Annotated in this window: 13 protein-coding genes; 4 read left to right on the top strand and 9 right to left on the bottom strand. The window is 45.9% G+C overall.

Annotated features, from left to right (window positions below; translation table 11 throughout):
* Positions 1-152: 152 nt before the first annotated feature.
* From ICN10_RS09740 to ICN10_RS09765, 6 genes are all read right to left on the bottom strand, one after another.
* Positions 153-1,700, bottom strand: a complete 1,548-nt coding sequence (locus ICN10_RS09740; RefSeq protein WP_216214975.1) for a 2-isopropylmalate synthase — start codon at positions 1,698-1,700, stop codon at positions 153-155.
* Between the two features lie 225 nt (positions 1,701-1,925).
* Entirely contained in the window at positions 1,926-2,789 is an 864-nt protein-coding gene (pssA, locus tag ICN10_RS09745) for a CDP-diacylglycerol--serine O-phosphatidyltransferase (protein WP_216214977.1), read from the bottom strand.
* 28 nt (positions 2,790-2,817) lie between these two features.
* On the bottom strand, positions 2,818-3,465 hold the full coding sequence (locus tag ICN10_RS09750) for a phosphatidylserine decarboxylase (RefSeq protein ID WP_216214978.1): 648 nt from the start codon (positions 3,463-3,465) through the stop codon (positions 2,818-2,820).
* Positions 3,466-3,507: 42 nt separating this feature from the next.
* Positions 3,508-4,524, bottom strand: a complete 1,017-nt coding sequence (gene ilvC, locus ICN10_RS09755) for a ketol-acid reductoisomerase (protein WP_068323077.1) — start codon at positions 4,522-4,524, stop codon at positions 3,508-3,510.
* 50 nt (positions 4,525-4,574) lie between these two features.
* On the bottom strand, positions 4,575-5,066 hold the full coding sequence (ilvN, locus tag ICN10_RS09760) for an acetolactate synthase small subunit (protein WP_011902903.1): 492 nt from the start codon (positions 5,064-5,066) through the stop codon (positions 4,575-4,577).
* Positions 5,066-6,853 carry an acetolactate synthase 3 catalytic subunit gene (locus tag ICN10_RS09765; RefSeq protein WP_216214980.1) on the bottom strand — a complete coding sequence of 596 codons (1,788 nt, stop codon included), beginning with the start codon at positions 6,851-6,853 and terminating at the stop codon, positions 5,066-5,068. The genes ilvN and ICN10_RS09765 overlap by 1 nt, the downstream gene beginning before the upstream one ends.
* Positions 6,854-7,046: 193 nt before the next feature.
* Between ICN10_RS09765 and ICN10_RS09770 the strand changes: the two genes are divergently transcribed.
* Genes ICN10_RS09770 through ICN10_RS09785 form a run of 4 tightly spaced genes read left to right on the top strand, consistent with a single transcriptional unit; the run spans position 7,047 to position 9,271 of the window.
* Positions 7,047-7,616: an RNA polymerase sigma factor gene (locus tag ICN10_RS09770; protein ID WP_068323083.1), complete on the top strand. Its 570-nt coding sequence runs from the start codon at positions 7,047-7,049 to the stop codon at positions 7,614-7,616.
* A complete protein-coding gene (locus ICN10_RS09775; RefSeq protein ID WP_216214981.1) occupies positions 7,613-8,071 on the top strand; it encodes a DUF3619 family protein in 459 nt (152 codons plus the stop codon). Before ICN10_RS09770 ends, ICN10_RS09775 begins: the two co-directional genes overlap by 4 nt.
* A gap of 26 nt (positions 8,072-8,097) precedes the next feature.
* Positions 8,098-8,727: a DUF3106 domain-containing protein gene (locus ICN10_RS09780; protein ID WP_255536849.1), complete on the top strand. Its 630-nt coding sequence runs from the start codon at positions 8,098-8,100 to the stop codon at positions 8,725-8,727.
* A 7-nt stretch (positions 8,728-8,734) separates the two neighbouring features.
* Positions 8,735-9,271, top strand: coding sequence for an RDD family protein (locus ICN10_RS09785; RefSeq protein ID WP_216214985.1), 537 nt, complete (start codon positions 8,735-8,737; stop codon positions 9,269-9,271).
* A 10-nt stretch (positions 9,272-9,281) separates the two neighbouring features.
* Here the strand turns inward: ICN10_RS09785 and ICN10_RS09790 are convergent, their stop codons facing one another.
* Genes ICN10_RS09790 through ICN10_RS09800 form a run of 3 tightly spaced genes read right to left on the bottom strand, consistent with a single transcriptional unit; the run spans position 9,282 to position 13,564 of the window.
* The gene (locus ICN10_RS09790; RefSeq protein WP_216214988.1) at positions 9,282-11,768 is read right to left on the bottom strand and encodes an ABC transporter permease; all 2,487 of its coding nucleotides are present in this window, start codon (positions 11,766-11,768) and stop codon (positions 9,282-9,284) included.
* Positions 11,765-12,550: an SDR family oxidoreductase gene (locus ICN10_RS09795; RefSeq protein ID WP_216214990.1), complete on the bottom strand. Its 786-nt coding sequence runs from the start codon at positions 12,548-12,550 to the stop codon at positions 11,765-11,767. Before ICN10_RS09795 ends, ICN10_RS09790 begins: the two co-directional genes overlap by 4 nt.
* A 27-nt stretch (positions 12,551-12,577) precedes the next feature.
* Positions 12,578-13,564 carry a tripartite tricarboxylate transporter substrate binding protein BugE gene (locus ICN10_RS09800; protein ID WP_255536850.1) on the bottom strand — a complete coding sequence of 329 codons (987 nt, stop codon included), beginning with the start codon at positions 13,562-13,564 and terminating at the stop codon, positions 12,578-12,580.
* Positions 13,565-13,567 lie beyond the last annotated feature (3 nt).

The raw sequence follows: 13,567 nt of genomic DNA on the forward strand, positions 1-13,567 counted from the left end.
GTCGTGCGTGTTTAACAAAATAAAACAAAAAAGCTTTATAAATCAAAGCCCTCGAATTGTAGCAGATGAATCAAGGCTAAAGTACGTGTAAAAAAACCGCCAAAGAGGCGGTTTGATAAAAATACATATATAAAACAATAACTTATGGATTTTTAAGGGGTCATTTGAGCGTTTAACTTGGCCTGGCTCGGATCATGCAGCTTGTTTAAGGCTGACAAGTAGGCTTTCGCAGAGGCTGCAATGATGTCCGGATCGGTACCCACACCATTCACAATGCGACCGCCTTTAGCCAAACGAACAGTCACTTCACCTTGAGATTGTGTTCCAGAGGTAATTGCATTAACTGAATAAAGCAATTGCTCTGCTCCACTCTTAGCAATACCTTCAATCGCATTCAAGCTGGCATCAACTGGACCGTTACCCTCTGCTTCTGAACTAATCTCTTTGTCACCCATACGGAAAGTCACACGTGACTTAGGTCGCTCACCAGTCTCAGAATGCTGGCTTAAGGAGATAAATTTGTAATGCTCGCCCTCTTCTGCTGCAGCTGAATCAGACATGATGGCAATAATATCTTCATCAAAAATCTCAGACTTCTGATCTGCCAAGGACTTAAAACGAGTAAACGCTTCATTCAAATCAGCCTCAGCTTCAACTGTAATGCCCAATTCTTGCAAGCGTTGCTTGAAAGCATTGCGACCTGATAACTTGCCCAAAACAATCTTGTTTGCTGACCAACCTACATCTTCTGCGCGCATGATTTCATAGGTGTCACGGTTTTTCAAAATGCCATCCTGATGAATGCCTGATGTGTGTGCAAAGGCGTTAGCCCCAACGACTGCTTTGTTGGGCTGAACGACAAAACCCGTAATTTGGGAAACCAACTTTGACGCTGGCACGATTTGGGTAGCATCAATACCGCAAACCATATCAAAGTAATCCTTGCGGGTACGCAATGACATCACAATTTCTTCTAATGCAGTATTACCTGCGCGTTCGCCCAAGCCATTAATCGTACACTCGATTTGCCGAGCTCCGCCGATCTTGACGCCAGCCAAAGAGTTCGCAACAGCCATGCCCAAGTCATTATGGCAATGCACTGACCACACCGCTTTATCTGAGTTAGGTACTCGTGTGCGCAAGGTCTTAATAAACTCACCATACAACTCAGGGGTTGCGTAACCAACCGTATCTGGAATGTTGATGGTGGATGCGCCCTCATTAATTACGGCCTCAACGACTCTGCATAAGAAGTCCATCTCTGAGCGATAACCATCTTCTGCTGAGAACTCAATATCGGCAGCCAAGTTACGCGCAAAACGAATAGAACGCTTAGCCTGCTCCAAAACCTCTTCTGGAGACATGCGCAACTTCACGGCCATATGCAATGGACTTGTGGCCAAGAATGCATGAATGCGCTTAGCGTTAGCTGCTTGCAAGGCATCAGCAGCACGGGTAATGTCTTTGTCATTTGCTCTGGCGAGCGAGCAAACAATCGAATCTTTGACAGCAGCTGCCACAGCAGAAATAGCCTGGAAGTCACCTTCAGAGCTAGCTGCAAAACCAGCTTCGATCACATCAACCTTAAGACGCTCTAGCTGACGGGCAATCCGTACTTTTTCGTCTTTAGTCATCGATGCGCCTGGTGACTGCTCGCCATCACGTAAGGTGGTATCAAAAATGATTACTTTGTCGCTCATTACTACTCTCCGGTTTTAAATACTGCTGAACTCATTAATACATTCTTATAAAACAAAAACCCCAGCAATTTGCTGGGGCTGGTATCTGGTGGCTAATGAATTTCTTTTATCTCATTAACTCAGGCCTTACCCGCCCCAAGCTTTAGGCTTAGTGCTAGCAGAAGAAGGCTAGATAAAAATGAGAAATTCATAGTCATGGAATTACTATACCCCAAAATTGTGGAATTAGCTAAAACGCTTTCCACTGAGTCGTTCCCAGGCCCAAATGACATAGCCGGATATGGAATAAACCACGAACAAGCCAAATAGAGTCAACGGCGGATTCGATGAGATCAAAACAAAAGTGAGGATCATCAGAACCATGACGCCAAAAGGCACGCGGTAGCGAACATCTAAGGCCTTGCCACTATAAAAACGGGCATTAGAAACCATGGTGAGACCGGCATAAACAGCGATAAAGAAGGTTACCCATGGAATCGCCGTATCTCGCACCGGAATCTTGTTGTCATCGGCTAACCAAATGAAACCAGCCATTAAGGCGCCAGCTGCTGGACTTGGCAGGCCTTGGAAAAACTTCTTATCCACTACGCCCGTGTTTACGTTAAAGCGAGCTAAACGCAAAGCAGCGCCAGCGCAGTAAGTAAATGCAGCCAACCAACCCCATTTACCCAAATCTTTTAGAGCCCATTCGTAAGCAACCAATGCAGGCGCAACACCAAAGGAAACCATATCAGCCAATGAATCGTATTGCTCGCCAAAAGCGCTCTGAGTGTTAGTCATGCGCGCTACACGACCATCCATTCCATCCAAGACTAGAGATGCAAAGATCGCAATAGCAGCCATTTCAAACTGATGGTTCATCGCATTAACAATGGCGAAGAAACCGCAAAACAAAGCGGCGGTAGTAAATGCGTTTGGTAGGAGATAAATGCCCTTGCTACGTAAGCGGGGCTTTTGAGGATGCAACTCCTCTACTTCGTAATCAATCTCATCGCCCAACTCCTCTGCCCACTGCTGATCAGAATTGGCAGTATGTCTATGGGAGAGACGACTCCGGTCTATGCGACCACGACGGCGAAATGTTGTCAAAAAATATCCTAGTGAATAATATTTCGAATCAATCTAAGCCAGGCAAACGTGCCAAGGCTGTATTTGTTGCAAATACTTTATCACCAACGCTCACTAATGGCTCAGCAGTCAGCGGTAAATACACATCCACGCGTGAACCAAAGCGAATAAATCCATAACGCTCACCCGCCTTGAGACGGTCACCAACGTGTATATAGCAAAGAATGCGGCGTGCAATCAAACCAGCAACCTGAACCAAAGTCACGATTTGACCATTGGCGTCAATCACAACGGCATTACGCTCATTCTCAGTGGATGCTTTATCTAAATCTGCGTTTACGAACTTACCAGGGAAATACTGAACCTCTTTCACCAAGCCATTAACTGCGCTACGGTTAGAGTGAACATTGAATACATTCATGAATACGCTAATTTTGAGCGCTTCACGACCAGCATAAGGATCATTGGTTTTCTCAACAACCACAATGCGACCATCAGCTGGAGACAAAACTAAATCACGACCCATCGCAGGAATGCGCTGCGGATCGCGGAAGAACTGCAGAACAAAGATAAAGATGATCCAAAGCGGCCATGACCAAGCAATGCCACCGAGATAGTGGACAAGTAAAGTCACCGCCCCCACTAACGCTAAATACGGCCAACCTTCTTTCGCAATAATGGGGTGTGGATACATCATCTTTGTTCTGAGCCTTTTTATTTACTTCTATTGGTTAGTTTCTTAGTTTTTAGTCTGGTCAACCAACTTGTTCTTAGCAATCCAAGGCATCATGGCACGCAATTTAGCGCCCACAACTTCGATGTCATGTTCTGCGTTCAAGCGACGACGAGAAATCAAAGTAGGTGCACCAGCTTTGTTTTCCAAGATGAAGCTCTTAGCGTATTCACCAGTTTGAATATCTTTCAAGCACTGACGCATTGCATTTTTAGTATCTTCAGTAACTACGCGTGGGCCAGTTACATACTCACCATACTCAGCATTGTTAGAGATTGAGTAGTTCATGTTGGCGATACCACCTTCGTAGATCAAGTCAACGATTAACTTGAGCTCATGTAAGCACTCGAAGTAAGCCATCTCAGGAGCGTAACCAGCCTCAACCAAAGTTTCAAAACCAGCTTTGATCAACTCAACTGCGCCACCACAGAGAACAGCCTGCTCACCGAACAAGTCAGTTTCAGTTTCTTCGCGGAAGTTTGTTTCGATGATGCCGGCACGACCGCCGCCGTTTGCAGTTGCGTATGACAAAGCAACATCACGTGCAGAGCCAGACTTGTCTTGGTACACAGCGATCAAATGAGGTACGCCGCCGCCTTGTGCGTAAGTACCGCGTACTGTGTGGCCAGGAGCCTTAGGAGCGATCATGATCACGTCCAAGTCAGCGCGTGGCTGAACTTGACCGTAGTGAACGTTAAAACCGTGAGCAAAAGCAAGGGCTGCGCCCTGCTTGATATTGCCGTGAACTTCTTTGTTGTACACATCAGCGATTTGCTCATCAGGCAAGAGCATCATTACTACGTCTGCATCTTTAACAGCCTCGCCAACTTCTTTAACTGTCAAGCCAGCATTCGCTGCCTTGCTCCAGGAAGCGCCATCTTTACGCAAACCAACAGTAACGTTAACGCCAGAATCTTTGAGGTTCAATGCGTGCGCGTGACCTTGTGAACCATAACCAATGATGGTGACTTTCTTGCCCTTAATGAGGGACAAATCAGCGTCTTTATCGTAAAAAACTTTCATGCTCTTTCCTTGTATTGAAAATGTAATTAATGCAGTAATTAGTTAAAAAATTAAACCTTGAGGATGCGCTCTCCGCGACCAATTCCAGAACCACCCGAGCGGACAGTTTCCAAAATCGATGCGCGATCGATCGAATCAATAAAGGCATCCAGCTTGGCACCATCGCCAGTCAACTCGATGGTGTAACTCTTGTCAGTCACATCAATGATGCGACCGCGGAAGATATCAGTAGTGCGTTTGAGCTCTTCACGCTCTTTTCCAACAGCACGAACCTTGATCATCATGAGCTCGCGCTCAATATGAGGACCCTCACTCAAATCAAATACCTTAACGACTTCAACCAAACGGTTTAAGTGTTTAGTGATTTGCTCAATGACATCATCGGAACCAAAGGTAACAATTGTCATGCGAGATAAGGATGGGTCTTCAGTAGGCGCAACACTTAACGTATCAATGTTGTAGCCGCGAGCAGAAAAAAGACCTACTACGCGTGATAAGGCACCCGGCTCGTTCTCAATCAGTACAGAAATAATATGGCGCATTAGAGATCCTCACTACCCAAAAGCATTTCAGTAATACCCTTACCTGCTTGAACCATAGGCCAAACGTTTTCTTCTGGGTCAGTCTGGAAATCCATGAATACAGTGCGATCTTTTAAGCGAATAGCTTCTTTAAGAGCACCCTCAACATCGGATTTCTTTTCAATACGCATACCAACGTGACCATAGGCTTCAGCCAACTTCACAAAGTCAGGCAAGGAATCCATGTATGAGCTGGAGTAGCGCTTGTTATATGTGAGCTCTTGCCACTGGCGAACCATACCTAGGTAACGGTTATTTAAGGACACGATCTTCACAGGAGTGTCGTACTGCTTACAAGTCGACAGCTCTTGAATACACATCTGAATAGAGCCTTCACCAGTAATGGTGAACACATCTTTTTCTGGGAATGCTTTTTTGATACCCATGGCGTATGGCAAGCCAACACCCATGGTGCCAAGACCACCAGAATTAATCCAACGACGTGGCTTATCAAACTTATAGAACTGAGCAGCCCACATTTGATGCTGACCTACGTCGGAGCAAATAAATGCATCACCACCTGTGAGTTCCCACAATTTTTGTACAACATACTGTGGCTTAACAATTTGAGAGGCTTCGTCGTACTTCAAGCAATCTTTTTTGCGCCACTCATTAATCTGATCCCACCAGGCGGCAACCTTATCGCCATTCTTACGTGGGCCAGCTGCCTTGATTTGAGCAGTCATCTCAACCAGTACTTCTTTGAGGTTGCCAACGATAGGAACATCCACCTTCACGCGCTTAGAAATCACAGAAGGATCGATGTCAATGTGAATGATTTTGCGTGGATGACTTGCAAAGTGCGCAGTATTACCGATCACGCGATCATCAAAACGCGCGCCAATCGCAATCAACACATCACTGTGCTGCATAGCCATATTGGCTTCGTACGTTCCATGCATACCGAGCATGCCCACAAATTGGGGGCTTGTTCCAGGAAATCCACCCAAGCCCATCAAGGTATTGGTAACTGGATAACCCAAAAGATCCGCGAACTCTTTTAACTCAGGAGCAGCGTCTGACAAAATCACGCCACCACCGGTGTAGATATATGGACGCTCAGCTTCTTGCAACAAGGCAACCGCTTTACGTATCTGACCGCTATGACCCTTTACTACAGGGTTGTAGGAGCGCATCTCCAATGTATCTGGATAAACAAACGGCCCTTTAGCCGCTGAAACATCTTTAGGTATATCGATCAACACAGGACCTGGACGACCAGTCTGCGCGATGTGAAAAGCTTTCTTCAAAACCAGCGGAAGATCTTTAACGTCTTTCACGAGGAAATTGTGTTTTACGACTGGGCGTGTAATACCAACAGTGTCAGCCTCTTGGAAAGCATCTTCACCGATAGCATAAGTAGGAACGTTACCGCTGATGATCACCATGGGGATCGAATCAGTGTAAGCAGTCGCAATACCAGTAACCGCATTGGTAACACCGGGGCCTGAGGTAACTAGTGCTACACCAACCTTACCGGTTGCGCGAGCATAGCCATCAGCCGCATGAACTGCTGCCTGCTCATGACGAACAAGAATATGTTCAAACTTGTCCTGCTTAAAAATTTCGTCATAGATAAAGAGAACGGAGCCGCCTGGGTAACCCCAAACGAATTCAACACCCTCTTTGTGCAATGCATGAACGAGCATCTCTGCGCCAATCATTTCTGGAGGCGCTGCATCATTGTTTGTATTTGCTGAGTCTTTGTTAGCTTTGCTAGCTAAAAATTCGGCGCTGCTTGTATTCATTTTCTTTCGTCCTTTGCAATTTTCGGCAAAAAATTGATTGGTCTGTTCTATCTCCTGCTTATGGCCTGAGTTCGAACGGCGCTGCTACCGGAAAAAACCACTTCTTGAATGAGATTCTAGGTAGTAAGCCCTATATTCTATAGCAATCCCCTAAAATGGCTGAATTCTTACCGATTCAGGTCTAATCCATTGCATGGCATCAGCCCAAGAACTATCTGACTTTCTCAGCAGTGTTGAGCAGCGCGCCTTTAAGCAGGCGGTATATGCCGTGCGTGACGACGACGCAGCATTAGATATTGTTCAAGATGCCATGATCAAACTGGCTGAAAAATATGGTGATAGGCCGGCAGCAGAGCTGCCCTTAGTTTTCACCAGAATTTTGCAAAATCGAATTCATGACTGGTTTAGAAGGCAAAAAGTCAGAAATACCTGGGTCACCCTTTTTTCCAATATGGGCAAAAAGGCCGATGAAAGCGATGATTTTGACCCCTTAGAGTCCCTTTCAGCCCCTGATGACAGTGAAATTCACCAAGATGGGGCTCAAAAGCTTGAAAAAAGTCAGCTTTTACAGGCTTTGGAGTCAGAAATATCTAAATTGCCTGTACGTCAACGAGAAGCCTTCCTGATGCGTTATTGGGATGAGCTAAGTATTACTGAGACGGCACTGGCAATGAGTTGTAGCGAAGGTAGCGTCAAAACTCACTGTTCTAGAGCCACCCAAACATTAGCTAAAGCATTGAAATTAAAAGGAATTACGCTGTGAAACACTTAGTTGACCAACTAAACCAGACCCAAGCAGACCAATTTGGCCAGGCTAGCGCTGCCCTGCTCCGTCAAGGTGCTCACACCATTCCCCAGAACATTAAAGATCGCCTATACGCAGCTCGCATGAAGGCGCTATCTGTTAAAAAACCTGAAAAAGTACGCATTCAAAAGCAAGTTTTGGCTGGATCTGCCCGTAACTGGACATCTGGATCAAACGGCACTTGGGACACCTTGGGCTGGATTGCTCCACTTGTGGTCTTGGTATTTGGCTTGATTGGCATTGCCCAGTGGCAAGATGATTCACGCATCAATGACATTGCTGAAGTAGATGCGGCACTATTGTCTGATGACGTACCACCAGATGCCTATGCTGATAGCGGATTTATGGCCTTTCTTAAAAACGGCCCTCTCTCTGAGTCAGATGGCTCATCAGACTCAATTCAAAGCAAATAATTCCGACTCATTCGATGTCATTAAAAATGAGAACGCAAAAGGCTTGTGGACTAGCGCTTTGCGCTTTGATGTGCGCACTCATTGTTAGCCCAGCAATTGCACAGTTACCACCAAGCACTTCGAACGGTAAGGTAACAACCATTCCCGAAAAAAAGCCTGATGGGACATGGGAAGGCTTAAAGCCAGCTCAACAAAAAATACTTGCGCCACTTGAAAGCGATTGGGATTACATGTTGCCCGATAGCCGCAAGAAATGGATTCAAGTTGCCAACATTTACCCAAAGATGAGCGTTCAGGATCAAGAGCGCCTTCAATCTCGTATGACCAGCTGGTCGAACCTCTCTCAAAAAGAGCGTCGCCTCGCACGTGAAAACTATCTCGCTAGCCTTAAATTCCCTGCGGAGAAAAAAGCTGAGGCGTGGACTGCTTACCAAAAACTCAGTGATGAGCAAAAAAAGAAGTTGGCGGATTCCGAAGCAAAGAAAAAACCAACTGCTGCTAGTGCGCCAACACTACAACAACATCCACTATCTCCAAAAGCAGCTCTACCACCCGCTGTCATAGCCCCAAGCGCACCAGCGTCAACAGAAGGCTCGGGATCTGCCGCAGAGAGCAGCACACCTGCTGGCTCATCAAGCAATTCACCAAATAATTAAGCAGCCTATGACGCCTGCTGAACTAAACGCATTACCCTCTCCTCAATTTTGGCGTCGTGTTTCATGCTGCCTCTATGAGCAACTTGTATTACTGGGTGTAATTGCATTTACGTTTTTGGTTCCAAATCTTGGCTTAGGAATTCTCTTCGGTATTTCATTGCCAAGTTGGCTTACATTTTTGTACCTATACGCCGTCTTAGGAATTTATTTTGTTTGGTATTGGACCAAGTCTGGCCAGACACTTGCCATGCAAACATGGCGCGTTCGTATCATCGGTACAGGTGGATACACCCTCACTAAACGACAAGCCTTTTGGCGCTATATCTATGGCTCTCTATGGCTAATTCCATGCGTCTTATTGCAATGGGCTTTTCATTTAGAGAAATGGCAAATCATTGAAATGCTTTTTGCGGTAGCGTTATTTATTTGGCCATTTACTACTTACTTAGATCGCCGTAACCGTCTACATCGTCAAAGCCTGCCCGATCGCTTTGCAGGAACCCGCTTAGTCGAGCTGCCTAAAAATCTCGTGACCCTGAAGTGATCGCCTCGTCTTAAGCCTCACGTAGACATTCAATCGCTGTAGCCTTTTGAATCCTCTTTTGGAAGCGATATCCAGAAGCTAGACAAGCAACTACGCCAAAGGTAACGCCCATGAGTAGTGCCTCACCAAACGCATTAAATTGAATTTCCATTACGTAACGACCTAAAGCCCAGGCAGCAACCCCAGAAGCAAGACCGGCTAATACTCCCGATACCAGCCCAATCATTAACAACTCGATGTTGGCAATATTCGACAATGTATTGCGAGAGGCGCCCAATGCCTTTAAAAGGGCTGCGTTTTTATAACGCTCATCCTGCGTGGCAGCTATTGCGGACATTAAAACCAAGATAGCGGCAACGATAGTGAATGCTAGTAGCAAGCCCAAGACCGATGAAAGCTTATTCAACACCTCTTGAATTTGTTGCAAGGAAGCCGATACATCCACAATCGTTAAATTGGGATAAGTTTGACTCAGCTGAAAATCCAAGGATTCCTGTTTCGGCGATTGATAGTAAGAAGTAATCCATGACTGCGGCAATGACTGCAACTGAGCAGCAGGCATGATCACAAAAAAGTTCACCCGCATTGAACCCCAATCCAATTTACGCAATGAGGTGATTGGGGCGGTAATTTTTTCCCCTGCCACCTCAAAAGTGAGTTGGTCGCCCATTTTCAGCTTCAAGGTTTTAGCTATGCCCGTTTCCATGGAGATCTGCGGCTTATCACCCTCGATCCACTTACCCGCCAATAGTTGATTGCCTAACGGTAATTGCTCTGTATACGATAAATTAAATTCACGATCCACAAGGCGACGAGCATTTTCTTCAGCATAATTATTTGGCGTTATATCTTTGCCGTTAATTTCGGTTAATCGACCTCTAATCATTGGGTAAAACTGCGGCGCAGACACGCCTGCATTTTGCAAAGAATGCGTAAGCCCTTGCTTTTGATCCTCTTGAACATTGATCATGAAGCGATTAGGTGCATCGCTCGGTATATTGCCTTGCCACGCATTCAAAAAGTCCGCACGCAACAAAAGCACCAACAGTAAAGCCATGAGCGCTATACCTAAAGCTGTAATTTGGACGATGGCAAGACCGGTTCTTCGACCTTGCGAAAGGATCACAAAACCAAGTGCGAATCGCCTGGTTGGCACAGAACAAACGAGCCTTAAAAATCCCCAAGAGACAAAAGCAAAGATAGCAATTGCAGCGGTAAAACTGAGGCTAGTCCATAAAGTCAATTTCCAATCACGTGCAGCAATCATGATTAAACCAAGCGCGGTTACCAGCCCACAAGCAACAGTCCAAAATGTTGAGACATCTACACCATCAAATTCTTTGCGGATCAAACGAATTGGTGAAACCTTCACCAATCTGAAAATAGCTGGGCCAGCAAAGCCAAACAACAAGCTCCAGGCAACCAAAACACTCCAGAGCACTGGCCATATAGATACCTGCGGCAGATCTGACATCACAAGATTACCTAACAGAAGCGTTAAGACATTTTGACCAAGATAACCCAATAGAGAACCCAAAAAGGCTGCAATCAGGCCAAGCGTTAAAAGTGTTTGACCCTGTCGGATCAGTATTGCATTTGATTTAGCCCCTAAGCACTTTAGAACTGCACAAGCATCTGCCTGCTTGCGCGTATAACGATGCGCAGACAAAGCAATTGCAACAGCAGCCACCATGGCCGTCAACAACGCAATCAAAGATAGAAATCGATCTGCCCGCTCAAGTGTTTTTCGCATCATGGGCTGAGCATTCTCAAGTGTTTCAATCCGAACACCCTTGAGACCCTCTTTTTCAATATATTGATTTGCCCATGTGCCATAGACTGAAATTTGCTGGTCTGAACCTGCAAGTAACAAGCGATAAGTTACTCGACTACCTAACCCAATCAAACCTGTTGAACTTAAATCATCCAAGGACATCATGACGCGTGGGGCGAAGTTCATAAAACCAGCGCCGCGATCAAGTTCGCGCTCAAGAACGCCAGTAATCAGAAAGGTCTTATCACCCAGCCGTATGGAGTCACCCTCTTTGGCAGACAAGCTTGCTAACATGGCCGGATCAACCCAAACAGAACCCTGTTCAGGCCCACTACTTAGCACCTTACCTTCGGAGCTTGTCTGAACGCGTAATGAACCGCGTAAAGGATATTGAGAGCTTACCGCTTTAAGTGATGCAAGCTTACTGTTAGAACCAACGGTAGCCATACTTGGGAATACTACCGTCTGCGCTATTTTTAATTCTTTGCTTTGCGCTTCATTTAAAAATGAGCTTGGTAATGGCTGGTCAGAAACAATCAGCAAGTCTGATGCTAAGAGTTGCCTGGCATCGAATGCAAAAGCCCTTTGCATTCGGTCTGCCAAGAAACTCACGCTGGAAAGCGCTGTAACAGAAAGTGTTAGCGCAATAAAAAGCCAAGCTAACTCAGTAGAGCGAAAATCGCGCTTCAGACTACCAAAGAAGCGAAAGATCAATTGACTCAAATTGCCTGAATTTGACCGCCATCAACGCGCGTGACGGTACCGGTAATAAAGGAGGCATTTTGACTTGCCAAGAATGCAGCTGTATCGCCATATTCTCTTGGATCTCCATATCGCCCCATCGGAATTTGACCTAAACTTAGCTTGACCACATCCTCATAGCTTTTGCCTTCGCGATTTGCGCGGGCCTCATCAAGCTGACGCAAGCGATCTGTTGCGACCCTACCCGGCATGATGATATTGACGGTAATTCCATCAGCAGCAACCTCTGATGCCAAGGTTTTTGACCAGGCCAATAGTGCCGCGCGCAAAGTATTAGAAATGGCTAAGTTTTTAATGGGGGCAATAGCGCCTGAAGTGGTGCTGGTAATAATGCGACCCCATTTACGCTCGCGCATGCCTGGCAAAACACGATCCGTAATGGCGATAAGTGATAGCACCATATCGTTAAAGCTTTTTTGCCAAAGCGCTGGGTCTTGACCGGCTGCAGGAGTTGGCGGCGGACCACCAGTGTTGTTAATCAAGATATCAATTGGGCCTAGCTCTTTTTCAACTTTTGAGATTAAGCCATCAATAACTGATGGGTCTGATAAATCCCAATTCAGCGCCAATGCTTTTCCTCCGGCCGCCTCAATTAACTTGACAGACTCTTTCAAGCCATCCGCGTTGCGACCAGTAACGGCGACTTTAACGCCCTCACGTGCTAAGGATACGGCCATGGCTTGTCCCAAGCCACGACTAGATGCCATTACTAGGGCAACCTTACCCTGAATTCCTAAATCCATTTTGTCTCCAAAAGCTAATTTTTATAATTAATCTAACTGCAATTTTTGCTTAGCAACCACTTCTTTATAAACCGAGTATTCCGCCTTAATTTCTTTTGCAAAGGCCTCGGATCCATTCACGTTAATGATGGATCCCGTATCTTCAATACGCTTTTTCACAGCTGGATCGGCAACTACTTTTTGTAGCGCTGCGTTGTATTTATCCACCACTTCTTTTGGAATACCAGCGGGGCCCAACAAGCCGTAGTAAGCCATGCGATTGACTGGCGCCAAACCAACTTCAGCAAAAGTTGGGACATTAGGCAGTTGAGCCAAACGCTTAGGAGCCGCAACAACAATCGGCACTAGCTTGCCATCTTTAATAAACGGCAATGATGAAGGTAAATTATCAAAAATCATCGACACTTGTCCACCAACCGTGTCAGCCAATGCTGGACCAGCACCGCGATAAGGAATGTGCACGATAAACACACCAGTCAAGCTTTTAAATAATTCCGTTTGCAGATGACCAATGCCGCCTGTTCCAGAACTTGAGTAGGAGTACTTACCAGGATTAGCCTTCAATACCTCCATAAAGGTTTTAAAGTCTTTAGCTGGGAAGGATGGATTCACCGCAATAATGTTTGGTGTTGCCGCAATATTGCTAATAGCCGTGAAATCAGTAATTGGATCGTAACCAATCTTTGGATTGATAGCCGGATTAGCAGCTGTCGTAGATACGGTAGCCATTCCGATGGTGTAGCCATCCTTGGGTGCACGCATAACTTCCAATGCACCGATAGAGCCGCCACCGCCAGCCTTATTCTCAACAATTACCGGTTGACCCAATTGACGACCTAGGGCATCGCCCACTGCACGAGCGATGATGTCAGTGCTTCCACCTGGCGCAAATGGAACCACCAAGCGAATTGGCTTCACAGGGAAATTTTGCGCCTGAGCGAAAGCAACAGAGCCCGCTACCAAAAGAGTAGTCGCGCTAATGAATTTAATAAGATTTAATTTAGTGAATTTCATAAA

The sequence above is a fragment of the Polynucleobacter sp. 86C-FISCH genome, from assembly GCF_018882415.1.
Classification (GTDB): domain Bacteria; phylum Pseudomonadota; class Gammaproteobacteria; order Burkholderiales; family Burkholderiaceae; genus Polynucleobacter.

Bases quoted from the DNA above. Each gene is read 5' to 3' on its own strand.
- ICN10_RS09740 (WP_216214975.1), bottom strand. From the start codon at position 1,700: ATGAGCGACAAAGTAATCATTTTTGATACCACCTTACGTGATGGCGAG.
- ICN10_RS09750 (WP_216214978.1), bottom strand. From the start codon at position 3,465: ATGATGTATCCACACCCCATTATTGCGAAAGAAGGTTGGCCGTATTTA.
- ilvC (WP_068323077.1), bottom strand. From the start codon at position 4,524: ATGAAAGTTTTTTACGATAAAGACGCTGATTTGTCCCTCATTAAGGGC.
- ilvN (WP_011902903.1), bottom strand. From the start codon at position 5,066: ATGCGCCATATTATTTCTGTACTGATTGAGAACGAGCCGGGTGCCTTA.
- ICN10_RS09765 (WP_216214980.1), bottom strand. From the start codon at position 6,853: ATGAATACAAGCAGCGCCGAATTTTTAGCTAGCAAAGCTAACAAAGAC.
- ICN10_RS09770 (WP_068323083.1), top strand. From the start codon at position 7,047: ATGGCATCAGCCCAAGAACTATCTGACTTTCTCAGCAGTGTTGAGCAG.
- ICN10_RS09780 (WP_255536849.1), top strand. From the start codon at position 8,098: ATGAGAACGCAAAAGGCTTGTGGACTAGCGCTTTGCGCTTTGATGTGC.
- ICN10_RS09785 (WP_216214985.1), top strand. From the start codon at position 8,735: ATGACGCCTGCTGAACTAAACGCATTACCCTCTCCTCAATTTTGGCGT.
- ICN10_RS09795 (WP_216214990.1), bottom strand. From the start codon at position 12,550: ATGGATTTAGGAATTCAGGGTAAGGTTGCCCTAGTAATGGCATCTAGT.
- ICN10_RS09800 (WP_255536850.1), bottom strand. From the start codon at position 13,564: ATGAAATTCACTAAATTAAATCTTATTAAATTCATTAGCGCGACTACT.